The 24,181-nt window shown below is 68.0% G+C and carries 20 protein-coding genes and 2 pseudogenes; 15 read left to right on the forward strand and 7 right to left on the reverse strand.

The window, feature by feature from the left end; genetic code table 11:
• Together MAY35_RS06980 and MAY35_RS06985 are read right to left on the reverse strand one after the other, a co-directional pair.
• The coding region (locus MAY35_RS06980; RefSeq protein ID WP_238420187.1) for a TPM domain-containing protein at positions 1-2,040 on the reverse strand (2,040 nt) is incomplete at its 3' end.
• A gap of 75 nt (positions 2,041-2,115) precedes the next feature.
• Positions 2,116-2,907: an LLM class F420-dependent oxidoreductase gene (locus MAY35_RS06985; RefSeq protein ID WP_238420188.1), complete on the reverse strand. Its 792-nt coding sequence runs from the start codon at positions 2,905-2,907 to the stop codon at positions 2,116-2,118.
• 154 nt (positions 2,908-3,061) lie between these two features.
• On the opposite strand from MAY35_RS06985, the gene MAY35_RS06990 reads away from it, so the two are divergent.
• On the forward strand, positions 3,062-3,703 hold the full coding sequence (locus MAY35_RS06990) for a bifunctional 2-polyprenyl-6-hydroxyphenol methylase/3-demethylubiquinol 3-O-methyltransferase UbiG (protein WP_238420189.1): 642 nt from the start codon (positions 3,062-3,064) through the stop codon (positions 3,701-3,703).
• Positions 3,704-3,796: 93 nt separating this feature from the next.
• On the forward strand, positions 3,797-5,128 hold the full coding sequence (locus MAY35_RS06995) for a GPI inositol-deacylase (protein ID WP_238420191.1): 1,332 nt from the start codon (positions 3,797-3,799) through the stop codon (positions 5,126-5,128).
• 56 nt (positions 5,129-5,184) lie between these two features.
• On the opposite strand, the pseudogene MAY35_RS07000 reads toward MAY35_RS06995, so the two are convergent.
• Positions 5,185-5,592: pseudogene (locus MAY35_RS07000) on the reverse strand (SDR family NAD(P)-dependent oxidoreductase); the annotation flags it as partial.
• Between MAY35_RS07000 and MAY35_RS23430 the strand changes: the two are divergent.
• Positions 5,580-5,681, forward strand: a pseudogene (locus MAY35_RS23430) (hypothetical protein); the annotation flags it as partial. The pseudogenes MAY35_RS07000 and MAY35_RS23430 overlap by 13 nt on opposite strands.
• A gap of 27 nt (positions 5,682-5,708) precedes the next feature.
• On the opposite strand, the gene MAY35_RS07005 reads toward MAY35_RS23430, so the two are convergent.
• On the reverse strand, positions 5,709-6,638 hold the full coding sequence (locus MAY35_RS07005; RefSeq protein WP_238420195.1) for an NADP-dependent oxidoreductase: 930 nt from the start codon (positions 6,636-6,638) through the stop codon (positions 5,709-5,711).
• A 109-nt stretch (positions 6,639-6,747) separates the two neighbouring features.
• Between MAY35_RS07005 and MAY35_RS07010 the strand changes: the two genes are divergently transcribed.
• A complete protein-coding gene (locus MAY35_RS07010; RefSeq protein ID WP_238420197.1) occupies positions 6,748-7,263 on the forward strand; it encodes a MarR family winged helix-turn-helix transcriptional regulator in 516 nt (171 codons plus the stop codon).
• Positions 7,264-7,307: 44 nt separating this feature from the next.
• Here MAY35_RS07010 and ilvD read toward each other — a convergent pair whose 3' ends face one another.
• Entirely contained in the window at positions 7,308-9,023 is a 1,716-nt protein-coding gene (gene ilvD, locus MAY35_RS07015) for a dihydroxy-acid dehydratase (RefSeq protein ID WP_238420198.1), read from the reverse strand.
• Between the two features lie 255 nt (positions 9,024-9,278).
• Here ilvD and MAY35_RS07020 point away from each other — a divergent pair, with 255 nt between their 5' ends.
• The 6 genes from MAY35_RS07020 (at position 9,279) to MAY35_RS07045 (ending at position 16,153) form a co-directional block, all read left to right on the forward strand.
• Positions 9,279-10,022 (forward strand): GntR family transcriptional regulator, encoded by a 744-nt coding sequence (locus MAY35_RS07020; RefSeq protein ID WP_238420199.1) that lies wholly within the window; start codon positions 9,279-9,281, stop codon positions 10,020-10,022.
• Positions 10,019-10,246, forward strand: a complete 228-nt coding sequence (locus tag MAY35_RS07025; protein ID WP_238420200.1) for a ferredoxin family protein — start codon at positions 10,019-10,021, stop codon at positions 10,244-10,246. The genes MAY35_RS07020 and MAY35_RS07025 overlap by 4 nt, the downstream gene beginning before the upstream one ends.
• Before the next feature lie 97 nt (positions 10,247-10,343).
• On the forward strand, positions 10,344-11,783 hold the full coding sequence (locus MAY35_RS07030; RefSeq protein WP_238420201.1) for an ABC transporter substrate-binding protein: 1,440 nt from the start codon (positions 10,344-10,346) through the stop codon (positions 11,781-11,783).
• The gene (locus MAY35_RS07035; protein WP_238420202.1) at positions 11,780-12,637 is read left to right on the forward strand and encodes an ABC transporter permease; all 858 of its coding nucleotides are present in this window, start codon (positions 11,780-11,782) and stop codon (positions 12,635-12,637) included. The genes MAY35_RS07030 and MAY35_RS07035 overlap by 4 nt, the downstream gene beginning before the upstream one ends.
• A gap of 35 nt (positions 12,638-12,672) precedes the next feature.
• A complete protein-coding gene (locus MAY35_RS07040) occupies positions 12,673-13,428 on the forward strand; it encodes an ABC transporter ATP-binding protein (RefSeq protein WP_374237933.1) in 756 nt (251 codons plus the stop codon).
• A 7-nt stretch (positions 13,429-13,435) separates the two neighbouring features.
• Positions 13,436-16,153: a fumarate reductase/succinate dehydrogenase flavoprotein subunit gene (locus MAY35_RS07045; RefSeq protein ID WP_238420203.1), complete on the forward strand. Its 2,718-nt coding sequence runs from the start codon at positions 13,436-13,438 to the stop codon at positions 16,151-16,153.
• 51 nt (positions 16,154-16,204) lie between these two features.
• On the opposite strand, the gene MAY35_RS07050 is transcribed toward MAY35_RS07045, so the two are convergent.
• Positions 16,205-16,720, reverse strand: coding sequence for a MarR family winged helix-turn-helix transcriptional regulator (locus tag MAY35_RS07050; protein ID WP_238420204.1), 516 nt, complete (start codon positions 16,718-16,720; stop codon positions 16,205-16,207).
• Positions 16,721-16,841: 121 nt separating this feature from the next.
• Between MAY35_RS07050 and MAY35_RS07055 the strand changes: the two genes are divergently transcribed.
• The 4 genes from MAY35_RS07055 (at position 16,842) to MAY35_RS07070 (ending at position 21,408) form a co-directional block, all read left to right on the forward strand.
• The gene (locus tag MAY35_RS07055; protein ID WP_238420206.1) at positions 16,842-17,372 is read left to right on the forward strand and encodes a DoxX family protein; all 531 of its coding nucleotides are present in this window, start codon (positions 16,842-16,844) and stop codon (positions 17,370-17,372) included.
• 189 nt (positions 17,373-17,561) lie between these two features.
• Positions 17,562-17,849: a DUF1490 family protein gene (locus MAY35_RS07060; protein ID WP_238420207.1), complete on the forward strand. Its 288-nt coding sequence runs from the start codon at positions 17,562-17,564 to the stop codon at positions 17,847-17,849.
• 81 nt (positions 17,850-17,930) lie between these two features.
• Positions 17,931-20,057: a cation-translocating P-type ATPase gene (locus MAY35_RS07065; protein WP_238420619.1), complete on the forward strand. Its 2,127-nt coding sequence runs from the start codon at positions 17,931-17,933 to the stop codon at positions 20,055-20,057.
• A gap of 10 nt (positions 20,058-20,067) precedes the next feature.
• Entirely contained in the window at positions 20,068-21,408 is a 1,341-nt protein-coding gene (locus MAY35_RS07070; RefSeq protein ID WP_238420208.1) for a carboxylesterase family protein, read from the forward strand.
• Between the two features lie 63 nt (positions 21,409-21,471).
• On the opposite strand, the gene MAY35_RS07075 is transcribed toward MAY35_RS07070, so the two are convergent.
• A complete protein-coding gene (locus MAY35_RS07075; RefSeq protein WP_238420209.1) occupies positions 21,472-22,308 on the reverse strand; it encodes a class I SAM-dependent methyltransferase in 837 nt (278 codons plus the stop codon).
• A 524-nt stretch (positions 22,309-22,832) separates the two neighbouring features.
• On the opposite strand from MAY35_RS07075, the gene dinB reads away from it, so the two are divergent.
• On the forward strand, positions 22,833-24,032 hold the full coding sequence (gene dinB, locus MAY35_RS07080) for a DNA polymerase IV (protein ID WP_238420210.1): 1,200 nt from the start codon (positions 22,833-22,835) through the stop codon (positions 24,030-24,032).
• Positions 24,033-24,181 lie beyond the last annotated feature (149 nt).

The following is a 24,181-nucleotide window of genomic DNA, read 5'->3' on the forward strand; positions in this document are numbered from 1 at the left end:
GCCGAAGCCCCCGCCCCGGCCGCCGATGGTCCCGCGCAGGAAACTGTCGACCAGGATGCCGCCCAGCACGGCCCCCGCGGTCGAGGTTCCCGACGACCGCGGTTGCTGTGTCTGCTGCCAGCTGACCACGTCGCCCTGCGCCGCCATCAGCGCCTGGTCGGCGAGTGAACCCGAACGGCGAGCCGTGTCGGTCGCCCCGAGCGGATCGGATGCTGCGGTGTCGTGAGCGGACTGCAGAAGGCGCTGCGCTTCGGCCAACCGGGTCCGCGCCGTGGACTGCACGGCGCCGCGACGGGTTCCGATGAAGTCGGCGGCCGCGGACACCTTGGCCCCAGCCGATTCGAGCGCCGCGGTGAGCACCTGCGCACGCCGGGTGCGCTCCGCCGCGGCATCGCGCGCCTCGGCGAGGGCGTCGTCGAGATCGGCGTCGGCGTCGACGAGGGCGGTGAACGTCCCCAACGGATCCGCGTCGAAATCGCTGCGAGCCGATGCCACCGCCGCGCTCGCGGCCTCGACCGCAGCAGCTAGTTTCGGCCCGCTCGCTTCGCTCCCGGCGCCGGCCAGTTTCGGCCCGCTCGCTTCGCTCCCGGCGCCGGCCAGTTTCGGCCCGCTCGCTTCGCTCCCGGCGCCGGCCAATCTCGGCCCGCTCACTCCGAACTCCGCAGCCTCGGCGAGCTCGGCCTCCACCTCGTCGATGAGCGCCGGCATCCGGGAGCGGGCGACCGCGATGTTCGCGTCGGCGTGCTCGATCGCATCGAGCAGCGCGGTGGCCTGCTCGATGGATCCCTCCGCGGATCGGATGGCCGCGACGGCCGGCCCCTGCCTGCCGACCGGCATGGCGATCGCCTCCCGGCCCTGATCGGCGGTGGCCTCCGCGAAGTCGATCTGCTCACGGGCCAGGTCCACGTTGTCGGCGACCGAGGCGAGGATGTCCCGCCCATGCTTCTCGACGAGGTCGATGAGCCGCCGCGCCGCCGGATCCAGCCGCGCGCGCAGACCGACGAGTTGCTGCGTGATCGAGTCGAATCGGGCGTCGGCGTTGATCAGGAGGTCGCGCAGGGAGTCGAACGTCTCCACCTGGTCGTCGAGCGCACTGTCGGTGTCGGTACACATCGTGATGATCTGCACGAGCATGGAGCGTCGCTCGTCGTCGGTCTCGGGAAGGTTGTCGTCGAGCCGCTGCCGGACGGCGAAGGCCTGCGCGAGTTCTCTCTTCGCGCGTTCCAGTGTCGCGCTGAAGGGGGCGGTGTCCGCCTCGCCGAACTCGCCGATCGCCAGTTGCAGTTCTTCCTCGCTGGTCCGGATCGCGTTGTCGAGGTCGGTGAGCACCTCCCGCGACCACGGGTCCAGCACGTCGATCGGCTGCGCGGCCAGCTGGTCGACGGTCAGCTCCTGTTCGCGCAGCGTCTCCAGACTTCCCTCGATGCGACGCTGCTTGCGGCGGCGTGAATACAGGAACGCGCCGCCACCTCCGAGCACCGCGGCGCCCCCGACCACCCCGGCGACGATGACCCCCGTATAGCTCGGGTCCAGCGCGTCGGACAGGCCGTTGACGGCCGCGAATCCGGCGCCCGCCCAGTTCGCCTCACGCAGCTGCGGTACGACGTCGTCGTTCGCGACCTCGTCGAGCGTCGACTGGTCGAGACCACCGATGCTGTCCGGGGCGAACAGGCGGTAAGCGCGATCCTCGGTCGCGACCGCCAACAGCGCGTCGTGATCCCCGAGTTCGCTGGCCAGGGCCGTCTGGTCGGCCCACTGCTCGCTAGTGAGACCGCCGAAGTCGCGCACGTACACGATCCACATCTGGACACCGTGCGCGTTGTACAGCGAGTCGACAGCGGCCTCGAGGTCCGTGCGCTCCGCGGCGGTGATCGCATCCGCCGAGTCGACGACGTACGTGGGGAGGCGGGTGGGCGCGTCGGCCGTCGCCGTGCCCGGACCCGGCGACATCAGGGCCAGGAAGAGGCCCAGCAATGCCACCAGCCCGGCCACCCCGACAGATCGCTTCGGTCCGCTCCCCGTTGCCGACACTCGATGCATGATCACGAATTTAACCAGCCACCGCATTCGGGTGAGTGTAGGACCGAAGGCGACCGGAAACGGTCCCCGCTGCGGTCAGTTGCGCGAGTCGCGCCACCGGCAGAGCGCCTCGAGGGCGGTGAGGTCGTAGTCCGGCCCGTTGACGCCGACCGTCAGCAGGGTCACGCCCTCATCGGCCAGCGCGTCGGCGTCCCTCAGCAGGGCGTCGACGTCGCCGTCGTACTGCACGCCCGACGATCGCTCGATGGTCTCCGGGTCCCGACCGACCGCCGCGCAGTGCTCGGCCAGCACCTTGGACTTGTGTCGGTACTGCTCGACGTCGTTGAAGCCGTGCCAGATGTCGCCGTGTTCGGCGATGTAGCGCAGGGTCTTCTTCTCGCCGCTGCCGCCGACGAGGATCGGGATGTCGCGCTTCGGGGCCGGATTGAGTTTGGCCAGTCGGGACTTGATCCGCGGCAGCGCGGCACCGAAGTCGTTCAGCCGCGACCCGACCGTGCCGAAGTCGTAGCCGTACTCGTCGTAGTCCTTCTGGAACCAGCCGGCGCCGACACCGAGGATCAGACGCCCGCCGCTGATGTGGTCGACGGTGCGGGCCATGTCCGCGAGCAACTCCGGATTGCGGTACGAGTTGCAGGTCACCAGCGCGCCGATCTCGACGCGCGAGGTCTGCTCGGCCCACGCGCCGAGCATCGTCCAGCATTCGAAGTGTTCACCCTCGGGCTCGCCGTACAGGGGATAGAAGTGGTCCCAGTTGAACGCGATGTCGACACCCGTGTCCTCGGCGCGCCGGACCGCGTCGCGGATCAACGAGTACTCGGGAGCGTGCTGGGGTTGGATCTGGACACCGATGCGAATGGGGAAGGCCATGTCGACCAGTGTGCCTGCTACCGGCAGGATCGTCGACGTCGGCGCGAAACCCGGTGACGGTCAAGCGCTCTCGGACGCGTGCGCACCACGGCCGATTCTTGCCGAATCGGCAACCGTTCTGGCCTCTGACGACGGCGCGTGTCACAGTCGGATCATGACCGGAAACCACCACGCCGACGCCGCGACCGATTCACCGAAACCGAACGACCCCGGAACCGCGGAGGGATGGGACGCGCGCTACAGCAGCGCCGACCGTCTGTGGACCTCCGACGTCAACCCGGCGCTGGTCGCCGAGGTGTCGGACATCGCGCCGGGCACCGCGCTCGACGTCGGATCGGGCGAGGGGGCCGATGCACGGTGGCTCGCCGACCGTGGCTGGCAGGTCACGGCCCTCGACATCTCGCAGGTCGCGATCGACAGGGCCCGCGAGATCGATCCCCGACCGTCCATCACCTGGTTGCGTGCCGACGTGATCGCCGACGCGGTGCCGGCCGCCGACGTCGATCTCGTGACCATGCACTACTTCCCGATCCCCAAGGCGAACCTCGACGCCGCTCGCCGGTTGGTCGACGCCGTCGGGCCCGGCGGAACCCTGCTGGTGGTGGCACACGCCCCGGACGGCGTGCGGGCCCACGGATTCGACCCGGACGCCTACGTTCAGCCCGGCGACTTCGCCGCACTCCTCGGCGACGGGTGGGAGATCGAGACCGACGAGACCCGCGAGCGCGGTAGGGCCGCCGGGGGCGGTCACCACACCCACGATGTGCTGCTGCGCGCACGACGGCGCGCCGGCTGAGATCACGTTGCGGTTGCTCCCGGAAGCCGGGACCGACCGCAACCTGATCCCCGGCGAGCTCGCGGATTGAGTGCACACCTGTACACTCAGGGCATGACCGCAACGACCACGCGCGAGACCGAACTGCGGGCCCTCGCCCACCTCGGCCTCTACGAGGTGGGGGCAGCCACACGCGGCATCGGTTCGATGCACCGGGTCATCTCCGGTGGCGTCTTCCGAATGCTCCGGCCGGTGCTGGGCAGCTCCGTCGACACGGCGCGGATGGTCCACGATGCCGTCAGCGAGGGCACCTACAACTCCATCGTCGCGGCACTCGACGCCGGCAGGTCAGCGGCGGATCACGTGCCCTGGCCCGAAGGTCGCGCACCGTCGCACACCCACCGGGGCGCAGTGCTGCTCGGCATACTCAACGGACTCATCGGGGACGAGCTCGAGAGCGACCACTCGCCGCTGACGGCCGACATGTCGATCCGGGTCGACGGGCGTCCCGTCGCGCTCGGCGCTGATTCTCTCCGAGACGCCTTCCCCGACCCGACCGGACACGTCGTCGTGTTCCTGCACGGGTTGATGGAGTCCGAGTTCGCGTGGTCGCTCGGATCGAAGCAGACAACCGGGCCCGCTCGCTCCGCTCCCGGCGCCCGCGGGGAGCAGACCGGGCCCGCTCGCTCCGCTCCCGGCGCCCGCCGTCTCACCTACGGCGACAGACTCGCCCGTGACATCGGCGCAACCGAGGTCCAGATCCGCTACAACACCGGGCGTCACATCAGCGAGAACGGTCGAGCCCTCGCCGACCTGCTCGACGCCCTCGTGCTCCTGTGGCCGACCCCGGTGACGCGGTTGACCCTCATCGGCCACTCGATGGGTGGGCTCGTCGTCCGGAGTGCCTGTCACGCAGCAGATCAGCGCGGCGACTACTGGACAGGCCTGGTGTCGGAAACGGTGTGTCTCGGCACGCCGCACCTGGGTGCGCCACTGGCCCGCGGAGTCCATCTAGCGACGAACGCCCTACGCCGGACGCCGGTCACGCGTCCGATCGGCTCACTGCTGCGACGACGCAGCGCGGGTGTTCGAGACCTGTTCCACGGCAGCCTGACCGACGACGACTGGATCGGTCACGACCCGGACGCGTGGTCGCAGCCGCCCGGCGCCGACGTCCCGCTGCTCGACGGCGCCCGGCATCTCTTCGTCACGGCGACGATCACCCGCGACCCCGACAATCCGCTGGGCCGCCTGCTCGGTGACGGCCTCGTGCTCGCACCGAGTGGCCGCGGCCAGCACACGCGAGCGCGCCGCGGATTGAAGTTCCAGGAGGGCTTCCATGTCGGCGGCGCACACCACTTCACGCTGCTGAACAGCGATGAGATCTATGACTGGCTGCTACCCAATCTCACGCCTCGAAAAGCGTTGCCGCGCGGGCGGTCATGATGACCGGCGAACATCCGCGCCGCGCCCGGGGTGGAGTCTCCTGACCGACGTGGTGCTCACCACCGCACGGGACCGTGGCGGTCGGTGAACGTCCCCGACGGGCCGCCCGGTCCGATGGACGCCATGGCGACGATGGCGTCGGTTCCCTCTGTCACGGTCTGAAATCCTGAATTGTCGTTGAAATCCGTTGCGGTGTAGCCGGGATCGACGGCATTGACGAGGACTCCCGGCAAGAACTGAGCGTAGATGCTGGTCAGCATGTTGACGGCGGCCTTGCTCGCCGAGTAGCCCAGCGACGGTATCCCGTGCTCGACACGCGACGCATCGGCGCGGACGTCGAACGACCCGAGACCGGATGACACGTTGACGATCACAGGCGCGTCGGCCTTCTTCAACAGGGGAAGGAAGGCGTGGATCATCCGCACGATCCCCACCGTGTTGGTGTCGAGTACGGACTGAACGGCGGGGCCGTCGAAGTCCCACCCGGTCGTCGACCAGGAGCGCAGAGCTGACGCCGGAACCGCGGGGGGACTGTGAAATCCGCGGTTGGTGAACCGTATTCAGCGCCGTCGACCAGAAGTCAGGGAAGTACGATGACTTTTCCGGCGATGCGGCCGCGCGCCGCCTCCTCGTGGAGATCGGGTAGTTCCGCCAGCGCGATCCGTCGGGTCACCTCGACGGTCAGTGCGCCCTCGTCGACGAGTGACACCACCGCGGCGAGACGATCCCGGTTCGGTAGTACGAACACGGTCCTGGCCGCCACGTCCCGTGACTCGTCGCCCGGGGTCGTCATGAAGGCGGTGGTACTGACGACCAGCCCGCCGTCGCGGACGGTCGCGACGTAGGCGGCGAACTGATCGGGCTCGATGGGTGCGAGATTCAGCAGCACATCGACCCTCCCGTCGAGCGCGTCGAGCAGTTCCGTGGCGGTGTGATCGATGATCTGACCGGCCCCCGCAGCCCGTACAGCCTCGAGGCTGCGGGGACTCGCGGTGGCGATCACCTGCACCCCGGCGCGGGTGGCCAATTGGATCGCGTACTTGCCCACGACGCCACCGGCCCCGACGATCAACACCCGCTGGCCGCGCTCCAGTCTGCCCGCGTCGAACAGCGCCTGCCACGCAGTCAGGCTCACCGACGGCAGTGCCGCGGCGTCGGCGAGTGGGATGCTCGTAGGTGCGTGCACCAGCGACTCGGCCGGTGCGACGACGTATTCGGCTGCGCCGCCGTCGTGCTCCATGGGGAGAAATCCGATGACGGCGTCGCCGATCTCGAGCTCGTGAACCCCCTCTCCGAGGGCATCAACCGTGCCGGAGACGTCATACCCGGGCACGTGTGGCAACGCGATCGGGATCGGCAGGAACCCGGCCCGCATGCCGTTGTCCGCGGCGTTGAACGCCGATGCCGCAACGCGAACACGGACCTCGCCGGGCCCCGGCATCGGTTGCTCGATATCGCGGAGCTCGAGAACCTCCGGACCGCCGACCTCGTCGAACTGCACTGCTTTCATGATCTGCCTCTTGTCTTCTCGGTGTGACCGCTGTGATGCTTCGAATTCGAAGCAACTGATCGCAACGCTAGCACTGCTTCGAATTCGAAGCAATAGGTAGGATGGAGAGATGAACGAGCGCGGTGAACACCAGTTGGACCCCGTCGAACTACAGGCGTACTTCGCACTGATCGAGGTCAGCAGTCTGGTGCGACATGAGGTGGAGCAGCAGCTACGGGACGCGGGCGACCTGAGCTACGTACAGTTCCAGCTGCTCGCCACGCTCGGCGACGCACCGGGCGGCAGCCGGCGGATGACCGAACTCGCCGACGGCGTGGTCTACAGCAGAAGTGGTCTGACCTATCAGGTCGGACTGCTGGAGCGTGCGGGATTGGTGGCGCGCGGCGTTTCGGAGGACGACGAGCGAGGGGTGACGGTCACCGTGACCGAGGCCGGCCACGGACGGCTCGCCGCCGTGTTCCCCGGTCATATCGCCGTACTGCGCCAACTGCTCTTCGACTCCCTTGACCGCGACGACGTCGAGGACCTGGCCCGCGTGCTGGGAAAGGCACGAGACCACATGCGGACGATCCCGCCGCGCTCTGCGAAGCCGCGGCGGGCAGCCGCCAAGACGAAGAAGAAGTGATCCCGTCTCCCGGCACGTGGCGTCCCGCCGGGTGGGCGGAACCCTCAGCGGCAGACAGCCCCTTGCGACGCGGAAGTCACGAGCTTGGAGTACTTCGCCAACACGCCGCGCGTGTAGCGCGGTGGCAGGGGAGTGAATTCCTTGGCCCGCGACTCGAGTTCGGCGTCGTCGACGAGTAGGTCGAGGAGCCCGCGGCCGACGTCGAGGCGGATGCGGTCACCGTCGCGGACCAGCGCGATCGGACCGCCGTCGACGGCTTCCGGTGCGATGTGGCCCACGCACAGGCCGGTGGTGCCGCCCGAGAACCGGCCGTCGGTCATCAGCAGCACGTCCTTGCCCAGGCCCGCGCCCTTGATGGCGCCGGTGATCGCGAGCATCTCACGCATTCCCGGCCCGCCCTTGGGGCCTTCGTAGCGGATGACGACCACATCGCCCGCGGTGATCGTGCCGTCTTCGAGTGCGTCCATCGCGGCGCGTTCGCGGTCGAAAACCCTTGCCGTGCCCTCGAAGACGTCGGAGTCGAAGCCGGCGGACTTCACCACGGCGCCTTCGGGGGCCAGCGACCCCTTGAGGATCGTGATGCCACCGGTCGGATGGATGGGCGACTTCGTGGCCCGCAGGACCTGACCGTCCGGGTCGGGCGGCGCGATGTGCGCCAGGTTCTCGGCGACCGTCGATCCGGTCACCGTCAGGCAGTCCCCGTGCAGGAGTCCCGCGTCGAGGAGCGCCTTCATCACCACCGGCACACCGCCGATGCGGTCGACGTCGGTCATCACATGCCGTCCGAACGGCTTGACGTCGGCGAGGTGCGGAACCCGGCTGCCGACGCTGATGAAGTCGTCGAGCGTCAGCTCCACCTCGGCCTCGCTGGCGATGGCCAGCAGGTGCAGGACGGCATTGGTCGACCCGCCGAACGCCATCACCACGGCGATCGCGTTCTCGAAGGCCTCACGGGTCATGATGTCGCGCGCGGTGATCCCGCGACGCAGCATCTCGACGACGGCGATGCCGCTCTGCCGGGCGAACTGATCGCGGCGCTTGTCCGGGGCGGGGGGAGCGGCGCTTCCCGGGATGGACATGCCGAGCGCCTCGGCGGCGCTGGCCATCGTGTTCGCGGTGTACATCCCGCCGCACGCGCCTTCGCCCGGGCAGATGGCGCGTTCGATGGTGTCGACGTCCTCGCGGCTCATCAGCCCGCGGGAACAGGCGCCCACTGCCTCGAACGCGTCGATGATGGTCACCTGACGCTCTTGGCCGTCGGACAGTGTCGCGTATCCCGGCAGCGTCGAACCCGCGTAGAGGAAGACCGACGCGAGGTCGAGGCGGGCGGCCGCCATGAGCATGCCGGGCAGCGACTTGTCGCAACCGGCCAGCAGGACCGAGCCGTCGAGCCGCTCGGCGCTCATCACGGTTTCCACGCTGTCGGCGATCACCTCGCGGGAGACCAGCGAGAAGTGCATGCCTTCATGGCCCATCGAGATGCCGTCGGACACCGAGATGGTGCCGAATTCGAGCGGGTAACCACCGCCCTCGTGCACACCCTCCTTGACGGCCTTGGCCAGCCGGTCCAGCGACAGGTTGCACGGCGTGATCTCGTTCCACGACGACCCGACACCGATCTGCGGCTTCACCCAGTCGTCGTCACCCATGCCCACCGCGCGGAGCATGCCGCGGGCGGCGGTCTTCTCGAGGCCGTCGGTGACGTCGCGACTACGGGGCTTGATGTCGATCTCGGCACCGGGTTCGGTTCGCTTGGTCATAGAGGCAAGAGTAGTGGTGAACGGTGGGGCGCGGTCGGAGTCGGCCGGGGATGTCGGATCGCTCGGACGATGCCGAGCCCATTGCGTGCGCGATGATTCTAAAGCGAGTGCTCACCGGAAAGGTGGCGCAATGGTGAGCGACCGGCCGCGGATCGCAGGTCAGCACGTGTCTCCGGTGGCGCATTGCCGTCGGCGCCCGGCCCGGGTCCTCAGCGGGCGGCCCGGGTCCGCCGCAACCGCGTTATCGTCCCATCCATGCAGCTCAGGACCATGACAGCCGGCCGACTCCGGGCAGACAACGCCCGGATGGTCGCCGACGTCCTCCGGCGCCAGATCCACGACGGCGATCTCACGGACTCGTTGGACGAACGGGCGCTCATCGCCGATTTCAATGTCTCCCGTAACACCATCCGGGATGCGCTCGCGATCCTCACCGAGGAACGCCTCATCGAGCGAGCGCCACGGGTCGGCACCCACGTGGTGGCCCGCAAACTCGACCACGGGCTCGATGCGCTGCAGGGATTGAAGGAGACGTTCCGCATGCACGGCGAGGTGCGCAACACGGTCAAGATCGCCACGCTCGTCGATGCCCCGCGCGCCGTCGCAAGACGGTTGCAACTCGCCGGTTCGCAAGCCGTCTACATCGAGCGGCTGCGCTACCTCGACGACGAGCCGATCAGCCTGGACATCACCTATCTCGTACCGGACCTCGGCATCGCATTGCTTGAGCACGACCTCGAGAACAACGACGTCTTCACCCTGCTCGAGCAAATCTCCGGCGGGCCGCTCGGACACGCGACGATGACGGTGGAGGCCGTCGACGCCGACCCGCACTCGGCCGCTCATCTGGAGATCGGTTCGGGGACATCGCTTCTGCTCCTCGAACGGCTGACCCACCTGGCGAACGGGAGTCGGCCCGTCGATCTCGAGTACATCCGGATGCGTAGCGACCGTGTCTGCCTGCGGAGCACCGCCCGACGCGAGGCGGCCGAATCATGAGCCAGGTCAACAACCGGGTCGACGTACCGGTCACCATCGACGAGTCGCTGTGCATCGAGGGTTGCACGCTCTGCGTCGAGGTCTGCCCACTGGATTCGCTGGCCATCAATCCGGACTCGGGCAAGGCGTTCATGCACGTCGACGAATGCTGGTACTGCGGACCGTGCGCCGTCCGGTGTCCGACGGGCGCGGTGACTGTCAACATGCCCTACCTTCTTCGCTGAATCTTTCTGCCCCACAACGACGTCGGACCGCACCGCGACCGACGGTCATGACTTCTGCCCGCAACCCAGCCCACAGTCCCAGCCCAAAGGACGCCCGATGAGAACACGTACCCGATCCCGACAACTGGCGGCGATCACCGCCACCCTCGCCGTCGCTCTCGGCAGTGCCGCCTGCTCGTTGGAGGACACCGGTGACTCCGACGCGGTGCGGGTCGTCGTCGGTTACCAGTCGAAGACGATCAACACGGTGACGGCGGGCACGCTGCTCCGCGCCGAGGGGCAGTTCGAGAAGCGGCTCGCCGAGGTCACCGAGCGGACCGGCCAGAAATACTCGGTCGAGTGGCAGGACTACGACACCGGCGCGCCGATCACGACCGGGATGGTCGCGGGCAAGATCGACATCGGATCGATGGGTGATTACCCGTTGTTGATCAACGGGTCCCGCGCAGGCGCCGAGGAGAAGACCCGCACCGAGATGCTGTCGGTCACCGGGTCCAGTGCCCGGGGCTCCCTGAACATGGTTGTGGTGCCGGCGGGTTCGTCTGCCTCGACGCTCGCGGACCTGCGTGGGAAGCCGATCTCGGCCAGCGTCGGATCGGCAGGTCACGGGACGCTCGTGCAGGCCCTCGACCGTGTGGGCATCGATCCCACGACCGGCGTGCAGGTGCAGAATCAACAGCCGCAGGTCGGCGCGTCGTCGCTGGAGTCGGGCAAGGTGGATGCGCTGGCCCAGTTCGTGGCCTGGCCCGGCCTCCTGGTCTTCCAGGACAAGGCCCGGTTGCTCTACGACGGGGCTCAGTTAGGGGTCCCGACTCTGCACGGCGTCGTGGCGCGCTCGGCTTATGCGCAGGAGAACCCGGACGTCGTCGCGGCATTCCTGCGAGCGCAGCTCGATTCGACCGCGTCCCTGACCCGCAACCCGCTCGCAGCCGCCGAGCTCGTTGCGGAGAACAGCGGTCTCCCGGCCGAGGTCGTCTACCTGTACAACGGACCGGGTGGAACGGATTTCAATACGGCCATCAAGTCGAACCTCGTCGATGCGCTGCGCAACGACGTCCCCTACCTGAAGTCCATCGGCAGGTTCCCTCACGAGATCGACCTGGACACCTTCGTCGATCCGGGTCCCTTGCAGAAGGTATTCGCGGAGGCCGGGGCCGACTATTCGAAAGCACTGAGTAGCAACGGCAATGCTTCCGTCATCCGTGGCGTCGACCCGGTCTGTGGGGTAGAGGTCGACTCGGCGACCGCCGGCGAGATCTGGCTGCGCGGACAGGAGCGGACCCAGCCTGCCGCGGACGCGACTTGCCTGTTGCGTGGGGTCGAACGGGCTCGGCAGGAGGGACACGAAGTCCGGGCTGCATACATCTCGGACCCGCAACTCGGGACCCGATGGTTCGCCCACAAAGCGGTGTGGCTGCGGGAGGGCGACCGGTACGTGGCGTTCACCACGGCAGACAGCGCGCGACAGTACCGGACGACGCATCCCGACGCCATCGACGTGACCTATGAGCAAGCACTCGCGGAGGTCGTGTCATGACCGCCGCGACGCTCACCCCGGTCACGGTCGATGACGTGGTCCGCGATGAGGCGGGGCCGCGGACTCCGAACGGATCGAACCGATTCTGGCAGTGGGGAGTCCGCCTACTGGTCCTGGTCACGACCGGGGTGTTGTGGCAACTGCTGACGACACACGATGTGGTCCTGTGGGCCAGGTTCGACACCATTCCCTCACTGACCGATGTGGCTCATGCGTTCTGGACCGCGCTCGGCTCCGAGCAGTATTATCTGGATCTCGGTCAGTCATTGATCAGGATCGGGTCGGGATTCGCGCTGGCGGTACTCGTCGGCATCCCGGTGGGGATCGCTCTCGGACGGTCCCGCGCGGCGAGACTCACGGCCGGCACCCTCACCGAAGTGCTCCGTCCGATCCCGGCGATCGCGCTGGTACCCGTGGCGATCCTGGTGCTCCCGACCGACGAGGCCGGCATGGTCTTCATCACCTTCGCGGCGGCGTTCTTCCCCATCCTGGTCGCGACCCGACATGCGGTCCGTGCTTTGCCCACCATCTGGGAGGACTCGGTCCGGACGATGGGCGGCACGCGCCGCGACGTCGTCGTCCGAGTGATCGTGCCCGGCATCGCTCCTGGGGTGTTCAGCGGATTGTCGGTCGGCGTCGGTGTCGGGTGGATCTGTCTCATCTCCGCCGAGATGATCTCCGGACGGCTCGGAGTCGGTTACCGGACGTGGCAGGCGTACACGGTGGTGGATTACCCCCAGGTGTTCGTCGGGATGTTGACCATCGGTGTGCTCGGCGCAGTGACATCCGGCTTGATCGAGCTGATCGGAAGGCGCGTCACCCGTTGGCTTCCCCGAGGCCAGGAGCAGCGATGACCGCGACAACGGAGCGACCGAATCCGGCCTCGGCGATGCAGCCGAATACGGTCTCCGCGATGCGGCTCGACCTCGAAGGCATCCGGATCGGTTATGGCGGCTCGACGGTGATCGAGGGACTCGACCTCTCGATTGCCGCGGGCCAGATCCTCGTCCTGACCGGACCGTCGGGGTGTGGAAAATCCACGGTCTTGAGGGCCGTCGCGGGCCTGCTGCCGGTCCAGGCGGGCCGCATCCTGGCCGACGGTGAATCGGTCTCCACCACGTCACGCGACCGGGCCATGGTGTTCCAGGACGACGCACTGCACCCGTGGCGAACCGTTCGCGGAAACATCATGTTGGCGTTGATGTTGCGCGGTGTACCACGAGCGAAACGGCGCACGCGGGCGGACTCGTGGATCGCCGAGATCGGCCTCGAGGGTTTTGATGACTATCTGCCGAAGTCGTTGTCGGGTGGAATGCGCCAGCGGGTGCAACTCGCCCGTGGACTGGCCGGGTCGCCGAGAGCGGTGCTCATGGACGAACCGTTCGGCGCGCTCGACGCCCAGACGCGAACGTCGATGCAGCAGTTGCTCCTTCACACGCTGGCAGCGCATCCCTCGACCGTCGTGTTCGTGACCCACGACGTGGACGAGGCGTTGCTGCTCGGCGACCGGGTCGTCGTGCTCGGCCGTGCCGGCGAGCCTGTTCGGGCCACCGTCGACATCCCTCACCCACGTGACCCGCGGCAACGCGGGGACGACGCGACCCTGCGGTTACGCCAGACCATCCTCGACGCATTGGAGAAGTGAACCAGCCGTGGACATCCCAGACATCACCGACCGCGGTCGGCTCGACTGTGACGTGCTGGTCATCGGCGGCGGCACCGCCGGGACGATGGCCGCTCTCACCGCCGCCGAGAACGGTGCATCGGTTCTGCTGCTGGACAAGGCGCATGTCCGCCACTCCGGGGCGCTCGCCATGGGAATGGATGGCGTGAACAATGCCGTCATCCCTGGTAAGGCCACGCCCGAGGACTACGTTGCCGAGATCACCCGCGCCAACGACGGCATCGTGAACCAGAAGACGGTGTACCAGACGGCGACCCGCGGCTTCGCGATGATCGGGCGCCTGGAACGGTATGGCGTGAAGTTCGAGAAGGACGAATACGGGGAGTACGCGGTCCGCAGGGTGCACCGGTCAGGGGCCTACGTGCTGCCCATGCCCGAGGGCAAGGACGTGAAGAAGGCCCTCTACCGCGTCCTGCGCAAGCGGGACATGCGCGAGAAGATCACGATCGAGAACCGCCTCATGCCCGTCCGGGTCCTGACCGCGAACGGGCGCGCCGTCGGAGCGGCGGCATTGAACACGCGCACAGGCGAGTTCGTGGAGATCGGGGCAAAGACCGTGATCCTCGCCACCGGGCCCTGCGGTCGCCTGGGGCTACCGGCGTCCGGCTACCTATATGGCACCTACGAGAACCCCACGAATGCCGGTGACGGGTATTCGATGGCCTACCACGCGGGTGCCGAGCTCAGCGGTATCGAATGCTTTCAGATCAATCCGCTCATCAAGGACTACAACGGACCGGCGTGCGCCTACGTCGCCAATCCGTTCGGTGGGTACCAGGTCAACGCCGACGGTGAGCGGTTCGTCGATTCCGACTACTGGTCCGGTGACATGATGGCCGAGGTCAAATCTGAGATCGAATCCGCACGCGGTCCGATCTATCTCAAGGTCAGTCACCTCCCCGACGAGACGCTGGATTCGCTCGAGTCGATTCTGCACACCACCGAACGGCCCACGCGGGGAACGTTTCACAGCAACCGCGGGCACGACTATCGGACACACGACATCGAAATGCACATCTCCGAGATCGGGTTGTGCAGCGGACATTCCGCCTCGGGGGTCTGGGTGGACGAGAACGGTCGGACCACCGTGGACGGGTTGTATGCGGCCGGCGACCTCGCCTGTGTGCCGCACAATTACATGATCGGCGCCTTCGTGTACGGGGAACTCACCGGACAGCACGCCAGTGACACCGCCCGAGATGTCGACGCACCCGCCGAGCTCCCGATGGATCAGTTGCTCGCTGCGTACGAACTGATATACCGACCCCTCACCCACCCCGACGGACCGCCGCAACCGCAGGTGGAGTACAAGCTGCGCCGCTTCGTCAATGACTACGTGGCGCCGCCGAAAACGTCGAACAAGCTCGCCATCGCGATCGAGACCTTCGAGCGCATGCGCACCGAGATCGAGCAGATGGGCGGGCGTACACCGCACGAACTCATGCGGTGCGCCGAGGTGTCGTTCATCCGCGATTGCGCCGAGCTGGCCGCGCGGAGCTCGTTGACCCGCACCGAGAGTCGCTGGGGTCTGTACCACGAGCGAGCCGACCTGCCGGAGCGCCGGGACGACGAGTGGGGTTACCACCTGAACGTCCGGAAGGCCGCTGACGGTTCGATGGAGTTCCTGGGGCGACCGGTAGAACCCTTCCTGGTCAACGTCGAGGGACTCAACCACATCCCGCCGACCGACCGCACGGTGATCGCGATCGAGCAGCCCGCCGTATCGACCGGTCCGGGGTACCGCGGTGTCGATAGTCCGGTCCGTGAGGTGTCACGGAAAACGGGCCCCGTCGCAACGGGATCGCCGCGAATCGTCGAACTGCTGGCAACGCCGGTGTCGCACGCGGCAGATCTCGCCGGGTACCTGGGGGATCCTGATCCGACAGTCCGGCGGACCGCGATCGCCACGCTCACCGAGAACACGCCGGACGGTTTCGAGATGGCCGTCGTCAGCGCGCTGGGGGATTCCGCCGCGCCGGTCCGCGGCGCGGCAATAGAGGGCTTACGCGAACTCGTGGAGATAATCGACCCCACTGCCGTTTTCGTGTCGGCACTCGCCGAGCACATCGGGTCCGCGGATCCGGCGGTACGCGCGACCGTCGTCGACCTGCTGCGCGTACTCCGAGCAGACCGCCTCGACCTGTTCGTCGCCGCGACGAGTGATCCCCACCATCGAGTACGTATCGAGGCCGTTCGGGCGCTGGTGTCACGCGACGAATCAGACCTGCTCGCCGGCCTGGCGTCGGATCCCGATCGTGAGGTCCGTATCGCAGTGGCCGAGGGACTGGCGACAGTCGGTACCGGCGGTGCTGAGGCCGTGCGTACGCTCGGTGCCGACCGCGACCCGCTCGTGCGTGCTGCGGCATTCGCGGCGATGGCTGTGGTCGGAGACGGCGCCGTCGACCGTACGGTGCTCGTCCGTGCGCTGCGCGAGACCGCTTGGCAGGTACGCGTGGGTGCCGCGCGTGGGCTGTCGGTTGCGCGAGACGAGACGACGGTCGAGGCTCTGGAAAGGGCTCTCGCCGACGTGCACAGCGATGTCCGCCGTGCCGCCGCACTCACGCTCGCGGAGTGGAGTGACGATCCGGTGGTCCGTCAGATCCTCGAATCGGCCGCGGACGACCCTGATGCCGACGTACGCGCCGCGGTCCGACGCAGCCTCGCGAGTTCGCCGACACCGCAATGATTCTGGGTAGGTGGGATCATCCCGGCGCTGGAGATGCTGGCTGAGTCGGGGTCACTCGGACAACGCATCCTGCACGGCGATGCAGGGATTCAGCGCGGGGTGCGCGCGGTGGATCGTGGTGGCGATCTGTGCGGCCTGGGTGACGAAGGATTCCCGCAGCGACGCGGGCACATCGTCGAACAGCGCCTGTTCTGCCGTCCGCATCCGAGTGGTCAACTCGCCGAGTACGCGTCGGCCTCGGGGGGTGATGACGATCCGGCGGACTCGGCGATCGGCGGCGTCGACCTTGCGTGCGAGGAGTCGCGCGTCTTCGAGCGCATCGATGACGTAGGGCATCACCGTCTTGTCGATGGAGAGATGCTCTGCCAGGCCCTTCTGGGTCGGTGAGTCGCCTCGTCCGAGCACGGAGAGGATCTGGTAGCCCCGCGTTCCATGGGGGACATCGGCGACGACTCGCTCCACCTGCTGGTGCCATGCCCGCAGGATGACTCCCAGTGACCAGCCGAGGTCTGTCCCGAACGCGCCGTCCGTCGGTCCACCCGAACACTCGCCGTCTTCCGCACCCATGCGGTCACCCTACCCAGAGATTGATTTGACAAATCGTTTGTCACGCAATCTACTGGCTAAGCGGACCGCGGTGCTATTTCAAGCTCGCGGCGGCGAAGACGCAACGAGAGGAAGCGGCATCATGGCCAGCAACAGGACGTCCGGTAAGGCGCTCGACGCGGGATTGCTCACGCTTCGGGTGGCGGTAGGTGCCACTCTGTTCGCGCACGGGGCGCAGAAACTGACGGGTTGGTTCGGCGGACCCGGGCTCGCCACGACCGCTGCCGGGATGGAGCAGATGGGCTTCAAGCCGGCGAAGCTCTCGGCGGTGACCGCGGGTCTCGGCGAGGCCGCGGGCGCCCTCATCGCCGTGGGTGCGGGCACCCGGCTGGCCTCCGCGGCAGGAGCGGCCACCATGCTCGCCGCGTCGGATGTCCACCGTCCCAACGGATTCTTCGCCCAGAACGGTGGGCTCGAGTTCCCGGCGGTGTTGGGCGCCGCCTCCGCGGTCCTCGCCCTGACCGGGCCGGGACGGTACTCGGTCGACGGCGCGCTCGGCCACCGCTTCGACCATGAGCGGTACGGCGTCGCCGCGCTCGCCGCCTCGCTCCTCGCCGCGTCTGCGGTGGTCTACCAGAAGCACGCCGCCGCACCGGCGGCCGCACAGTCCTGACCCGTACGGCGGGCAGCGGGGGGCGTCGGCATGACCGGAAGTGCATAAGCGGGTGTGCATGTCTCGCAACCGTGTTCGCGCCTCGAGCGGGCGAAGTCGGTGCACGCATGTAGCGTGGTCTCCTGTCACCACGTGTGCGGCCGCACATCGAGTAGTTGTGCGCAGCACACCGAATAGCGAGGACGTCACATGGCACTTCATGCATTGCTCGCCAAGGCCGGGGCAACGGTCGCGACCGGCTTCGTCGGTGCGGTCGCCTACGACGCCGTTCGTACCGTCGCACGTAAGGCCCCGCTGCGTGAAGGCGCAGTCGTCGCCACCACCTGGGGTATCCGCGGGACGCGCAAGGCCGAAGAGGTCGCGGAGTCGGTACGGCTCAACACCGCCGACATCGTCGCGGAGGCGAAGGAAAGGCTCGGCGAGGAGGCGACTCCGCCCGGAACGGCCGTCGCTCACGACCACGACCACGATCACTGAGCCGTGAGCGCGCCCGCGCCGACGCCGGACATCGCTCCGACCGAGATCCTGGTCCTGTCGTCAGCGGCGGGGCGGGTCCGCATGACGGTGCCCTGGTTGCGCGGTCCCGGACGAGGGGCGGCCGATCGTCGCGCCGTAGCCATCGAGGAGAGCGTAGCCCGGGTCGCGGGTGTGCGCGCAGTGCATGCCTACCCCCGGACGGCGTCGGTCGTCGTGTGGTTCCGGGCCGACACCGATCGCGCCGCCATCGACCACGCCATCGCGGCGGCCACTGCGGCGGACCCGGCCAATCTTCCTGACCGTCAACCACATTCGGCGGATGTGACGAATGCCGACCTGCTACGCATGGGTGTCGGCGCAGCGGCCCTCGTACTGCTGGGCTTCCGCCGCTACGGGTTTCGTCGGCCGCCTCTGCTCGGCCCGGCGTCGCGCACGGTGGCCACCGGAGTCACGATCTTCTCCGGGTACCCCTTCCTCAGCGGCGCCCTGCGCTCGCTGCGCGGTGGGCGGGCCGGCACCGACGCCCTGGTGTCGGCGGCCACCATCGCGAGTCTGCTGCTCCGCGAGAACGTCGTCGCCCTCACGGTGCTCTGGCTGCTCAACATCGGAGAGTTCCTGCAAGACCTGACCCTCCGACGCACCCGCCGCGCGATCACCGACCTGCTCCGCGGAACGCAGGACACGGCGTGGGTGCGTCTCGAGGACGGCACCGAGGTCCAGGTGCCCATTGATGCACTGCATGTCGGCGACGCGGTCATCGTGCACGAGCAGGTCGCGGTTGCGGTCGACGGTGTGGTCGTCGACGGCGAGGCCGTGGTGGACCAGTCCGCGCTGACGGGCGAGAACCTGCCGGTGACCAAGCACATCGGCGACCGTGTACAGGCCGGTTCGGTGGTCCTCACCGGACGGATCGTCATCGAGGCCGACGCCGTCGGCGACGACACCTCGATCGGGCGCATCATCGGCCGGGTCGAGGAGGCCCAGCGTGATCGCGCGCCCATCCAGACTGTCGGCGAGAACTTCTCCCGCCGGTTCGTACCGGCCTCGTTCGCGATGGCGGCCCTGACGCTGGCCGTGACCAGGGATCTTCGTCGCGCGATGACCATGCTGCTCATCGCCTGTCCCTGTGCGGTGGGACTGTCCACGCCCACCGCGATCAGCGGGGCCATCGGCAACGGCGCGCGCCGCGGCATCCTGATCAAGGGCGGCTCGCACCTCGAGGCGTCGGGCCGCATCTCCGCGGTGGTGTTCGACAAGACCGGGACGCTGACCGTCGGACGCCCGGTCGTCACCAACGTGGTCTCGTTCTCCGACGACTGGCAGCCCGAACAGATTCTCGCCTACGCGGCGAGTTCCGAGATCCACTCGCGTCACCCGCTCGCCGAGGCGGTGATCCGCTCCACCGAGGAACGACGCATCGAGATCCCGACCCACGCCGAGTGCGAGGTGATCGTCGGACTCGGCATGCGCACCAGGTCCGACGATGGCCGCGTGCTACTCCTCGGCAGCCCGTCACTTCTCGACCGGCACGGTGTCGTGATCTCCGACGACGCCCTCGGCTGGGTGGGCCGGTTGCGGCAGGCGAGTGAGACACCGCTGCTGCTCGCCGTCAACGGCACGCTGGTCGGGTTGGTGAGTCTCTCCGACGAACTGCGACCGGAGGCCCGCGAGGTGCTCGACGCCCTGCGCGCCGACGGCGTCACCGAGATCGCCATGCTCACCGGCGACCATCCGGTCACCGCCGCCACCATCGCGGCCGAACTCGGCATCGAGCGATGGGCCGCCGAGGTCACGCCCGACGACAAGCTGGCCGTCGTCCGCGAACTGCAGGCGCTCGGGCACGTCGTCGCGGTGGTGGGTGACGGCGTCAACGATGCTCCCGCCCTGGCCGCGGCCGACATCGGTATCGCGATGGGGCTGGCGGGAACAGACGTCGCGGTCGAGACCGCCGATGTCGCCCTCGCCGGCGATGATCTGCGCAAGCTGCTCGACATCCGGGATCTGGGCGCCCACACCGTCGAGGTGATTCGGCAGAACTACGGCATGTCGATCGCGGTCAACGCCCTCGGCCTGGTGATCGGCGCGGGCGGCGCTCTGTCGCCGGTGTTGGCCGCGGTGCTGCACAACGCGTCGTCGGTTGCCGTGGTGCTCAACAGTTCTCGCCTGATCCGCTACCAGGTCGACGCCGCCGACACCGTGACGCGCTGAGGAGCTCCAGGTGACCGAACTGCCGACGACGACCACGACGTTCGACTGCCCGGCCGGCACCGTAATCGGCCGGGTGACCGGCGAAGTGGTCCGTGCCACCGGGATTCGATACGCACGCGCGGCCCGCTTCGAGGCGCCGACGCCGCAACCGGCGTCGACGACGCCGATCGATGCGACAGCGCTGTCTCCTGCCTGTCCTCAAGGGAACGGGGAGGGCATCGTCGACAACGCATTCGGCGAGGCAGCGCTGGGTGACCTGGTCGCGGACGAACACGCGCAATACCTGTCGGTCACCGTGCCCGCCGATCGCCGGCCCGATGAGATCCTGCCCGTGATGGTGTGGATCCATGGTGGCTCGTACATCATCGGCGCCGCCGATGCTCCCTGCCACGACCCGTCGGCGCTGGTCGCCGAGCAACGGGTGGTCGTCGTGTCGGTGACCTATCGACTCGGCTTGTTCGGCTTCCTCGGCGACGGTGTCACGCGCCCGGCGAATCTCGGCCTGCTCGACATGATCGAAGCCCTCCGATGGGTGCAACGCAACATCGCAGGCTTCGGAGGTGACCCCGATGCGGTCACCGTCTTCGGCGAATCGGCCGGTGGTGACGCGGTCGCGCAACTGATGGCGGCCGACGGGGTGCCGGGCCTGTTCCACCGGGCCATCATCCAGAGCGCGCCCCTCGGCATCACCCGTCGCCGCGAGCGGCTGCACGCCGACATGTTCGCCGCATCGCACGAGGTGTCGGCTTCCGCGACGGTCGAAGAGGTCCTCGCTGTCCAGGAGTCGATGATGGGTCTCAAAGCGGTTCTGCAGCACGGACTTCCCGCCTTCATGTCCTTCGGTCCCCAGTACGGTCACCACCCGCTGCCGCCCGAGAGCGAGGTGGACGCGATCTGGGAGCAGCGAGCCCGGGACGTCGAGATCCTGATCGGATGGAACAGCCGCGAGGCCGGGTTCTTCACCGCTGCCATCGGTGGGGTGTCGTCGTTGCCGGCGGTGCCGGTGGTCGGTTCCCGCCTGTACGAGTGCCTTGTCCACCAACTCACCCGAGCGATCTACACCAGCGCCGCGGACCGCTTCGCGCGGCGTCACCGACGGGCCGGTGGAAAGGCAGCCCAGTACGTCATCGACTGGGGCGCAGCCGATCACCCACTTCGGGCGGTGCACACCGTCGACATCCCGCTACTGTTCGGGACTCCGGAGATCTGGTCCGGTGCACCGATTCTCGCGGGATACGATGCCGAGCGGGCCGCGCAGGACGGCAGCAGGCTGCGTCAGATCTGGGCCGGCTTCGCGCGGTCCGGATGGACTGCGCCCGCGGATGTCCCGGGTCTGATCCGCTTCCCCTGACCGCGGGGTTTCGTAGCGTGAATGCGCGCTATATCCCTGCTCACGCTACGGATTCGGAGCAGATCAGTTCTCGGGGCGCTGCCCGACGCCGATCAGTGTGTCGCAGTCGGCCTCGGTGATGCCCTCGTCGGACAATCGCTGCAGGAAACCGGCTCGGACGTCGGCGATGGCGTCGGCGTCCATGCCCGTCAGCGCACCCCTCAACCCGCTGCCGAGAACCATCGACCAGGAGAACTCGTCGGTGCGCGGAATGCGCAACTCCAGGATCGATGCCGAGGCTTCAACGGCACCAATGGATTCCAGCCACGCGGTGATCTTCTCCTCGGTGTCGATGCGCGTGATCGGGTGCGGCGGACCGTCCGACGGCGCACGCGGACCGGGCGGTGGAGGTGTCTTCGTCACCCGGGCGATCTCGGTGAAGTACGCGCCGGTGAAGTCGTAGAGAGCGTCGTCATGCCAGACCGCCACCGCGATCCGCCCACCCGGGCGTAGGAGCGTCAGGAGTCGCCGAACGGCATCATCCATGTCCGGGAGGAAGAAAACGCCGAAACCGCAAGTGAGGGCGTCGTATTCGGAATCCCCGCGACCGGGCAGCGTTGTCACGTCGTCGACCTGGAAGTCAATGTTGCGCAGCCCCGCCGCGTAAGCGCTCGTCCGTGCGCGGTCGATCAGTTCAGCTGCGATGTCGACGGCCGTGACGTGCCCGTCAGGGCCGACGACGCGGGCGGCGGCCAGCGCGCTGGCTCCGGTGCCGGAACAGACGTCGAGGACTCGGTCGCCCAGTGCGATCTGCGCGCGTGCCACCAGGGTCTCACCGGCCGGACCCCAGACGAACGGCGTCACCAGATCGAAATCGGAACTGGTCGAGTTGAACGTCTCGGCGATGCTGGGTCGGGCCATGAGGTCAGCGTAACCGTGATGGGAACGATTCCCGATTAAGTGGCCGACGTCTCACGGTGAACATGTCGGGTCAGCGCGAAGGTCGGACCGCCGTCACCGGCACCAGCAGTCGCGAGGGGTTCGTCGACCGTGCGCCCGAACTCGTCGAGTGTGCGTCTACTTTCGTCCACTGTGCGTGATCTCGGATCGCCTCGGCTACTCGGCACGCTGGGAGGGGAGAGCCTGTCGCACAGTCGACGGGAACGAACGCACGGTCGACGGGAACGAACGCACAGTCGACGGGAATGGGCGCCCAGTCGACGGGAACGAACGCACAGTCGACGGGAATGGGCGCCCAGTCGACGGGAACGGACGCACGGTCGACGGGTGGTCCATCGGCGCGATGAGCCCCGCCCTTGAGTCCGGTCGCGAGCGCTGCCTGTGACGGCGGCGTATTCGAGCGAGGGATGTCGTCGGCCGAGGGGAGTTGGCGGACGCACTACTCGGTCTGGTGCATGCCCGACCATCATGCGAACATATGTTCTATGCACATCGAGCGGCGTGACGCGTCGATCCTGCACGCGGATCTCGACTCCTTCTACGCGTCGGTCGAGCAGCGGGACGACCCTTCACTGCGTGGTCGGCCCGTTCTCGTCGGCGGCGGTGTCGTCCTGGCGGCGAGCTATGAGGCCAAGGCCCGGGGTGTGCGGTCGCCGATGCCCGGCCACGAGGCGCGTGCGCTCTGCCCCGATGCGGTCGTGGTCACCCCGCGGTTCGAGGCGTACATGGAGGCCAGCCGTGAGGTCTTCGACATCTTCCACGACACCACCCCGGTGGTCGAGGGAATCTCGGTCGACGAGGCCTTTCTCGACGTCGGCGGGTTGGGCCGGATCAGCGGAACCCCGCATGACGTTGCGACGACGATCCGAAGCCGCGTCCGTGACGAGGTCGGGCTTCCGATCACCGTCGGCGGCGCGCGCAGCAAGTTCCTCGCGAAGGTCGCCAGTGCCGTGGGCAAACCCGACGGTCTGCTCATCGTCGAGCCGGGGACCGAGCTCGACTTCCTGCATCCGTTGCCGGTCCGCCGGCTGTGGGGCGTCGGTCCGGTCACCGAGGCCAAACTGCACGACGCGGGTGTCGAGACGGTGGGGCAACTGGCCGCACTGGGGGAACGCTCGTTGCGCGGCATCGTCGGTTCGGGCGCCGGCAGGCACCTGTTCGCCCTGTCGCTCGCGCAGGATCCGCGCCGCGTCGAGACCGGCAAGCGTCGCAGTTCGATCGGGTCGCAACGCGCTCTCGGTCGTCGCCCGAAGTCCGAGGCCGACCTCGAGGCGACCATCGTCGCGATCGTCGAGCGTCTCGGCAAACGCCTCCGATCAGCCGAACGCGTGTGTCGGACAGTCATTCTGCGGTTGCGTTTCGACGACTTCACCCGCGCCACACGATCCCGGACGCTCCTCGAGCCGACCGACCGCACCGACATCGTGATGGCGTCGGCGCGCGGACTCCTCGCCGACGCCATGCCGATCATCCGCGAGCGGGGGTGCACCCTGGTCGGGCTGTCGCTGACCAACCTCGACGATCACGACAACATCCAGCTGACACTGCCGTTCGACACCGATCATGCCGAAGACCTCGATGCCACGATGGATCTCTTGCGGGACCGGTTCGGCCGCGACTCGGTGACCCGCGCGGTGCTCATCGGGCGCAATCACGGCGACGACGCGCCGATGCTGCCCGACTAGGGATTCCGTAGCGACAATGCGCGCCAGAGGCACATTGGCGCTACGAAATGCCAGGGCGGAACCAGGGCGCGCGAAAAGCGCAAAACGATACTTATGCGCCCAAGCGTGACTGTGATGCCGGTTACGCCAACACTTCTGATGTGACCACC

This window comes from Gordonia sp. 'Campus', from assembly GCF_022206305.1.
Classification (GTDB): domain Bacteria; phylum Actinomycetota; class Actinomycetes; order Mycobacteriales; family Mycobacteriaceae; genus Gordonia.

Bases quoted from the DNA above. Each gene is read 5' to 3' on its own strand.
- MAY35_RS06985 (WP_238420188.1), bottom strand. From the start codon at position 2,907: ATGGCCTTCCCCATTCGCATCGGTGTCCAGATCCAACCCCAGCACGCT.
- MAY35_RS06990 (WP_238420189.1), top strand. From the start codon at position 3,062: ATGACCGGAAACCACCACGCCGACGCCGCGACCGATTCACCGAAACCG.
- MAY35_RS06995 (WP_238420191.1), top strand. From the start codon at position 3,797: ATGACCGCAACGACCACGCGCGAGACCGAACTGCGGGCCCTCGCCCAC.
- MAY35_RS07005 (WP_238420195.1), bottom strand. From the start codon at position 6,638: ATGAAAGCAGTGCAGTTCGACGAGGTCGGCGGTCCGGAGGTTCTCGAG.
- MAY35_RS07010 (WP_238420197.1), top strand. From the start codon at position 6,748: ATGAACGAGCGCGGTGAACACCAGTTGGACCCCGTCGAACTACAGGCG.
- ilvD (WP_238420198.1), bottom strand. From the start codon at position 9,023: ATGACCAAGCGAACCGAACCCGGTGCCGAGATCGACATCAAGCCCCGT.
- MAY35_RS07020 (WP_238420199.1), top strand. From the start codon at position 9,279: ATGCAGCTCAGGACCATGACAGCCGGCCGACTCCGGGCAGACAACGCC.
- MAY35_RS07025 (WP_238420200.1), top strand. From the start codon at position 10,019: ATGAGCCAGGTCAACAACCGGGTCGACGTACCGGTCACCATCGACGAG.
- MAY35_RS07030 (WP_238420201.1), top strand. From the start codon at position 10,344: ATGAGAACACGTACCCGATCCCGACAACTGGCGGCGATCACCGCCACC.
- MAY35_RS07035 (WP_238420202.1), top strand. From the start codon at position 11,780: ATGACCGCCGCGACGCTCACCCCGGTCACGGTCGATGACGTGGTCCGC.
- MAY35_RS07040 (WP_374237933.1), top strand. From the start codon at position 12,673: ATGCAGCCGAATACGGTCTCCGCGATGCGGCTCGACCTCGAAGGCATC.
- MAY35_RS07050 (WP_238420204.1), bottom strand. From the start codon at position 16,720: ATGGGTGCGGAAGACGGCGAGTGTTCGGGTGGACCGACGGACGGCGCG.
- MAY35_RS07055 (WP_238420206.1), top strand. From the start codon at position 16,842: ATGGCCAGCAACAGGACGTCCGGTAAGGCGCTCGACGCGGGATTGCTC.
- MAY35_RS07060 (WP_238420207.1), top strand. From the start codon at position 17,562: ATGGCACTTCATGCATTGCTCGCCAAGGCCGGGGCAACGGTCGCGACC.
- MAY35_RS07065 (WP_238420619.1), top strand. From the start codon at position 17,931: ATGACGGTGCCCTGGTTGCGCGGTCCCGGACGAGGGGCGGCCGATCGT.
- MAY35_RS07075 (WP_238420209.1), bottom strand. From the start codon at position 22,308: ATGGCCCGACCCAGCATCGCCGAGACGTTCAACTCGACCAGTTCCGAT.
- dinB (WP_238420210.1), top strand. From the start codon at position 22,833: ATGCACATCGAGCGGCGTGACGCGTCGATCCTGCACGCGGATCTCGAC.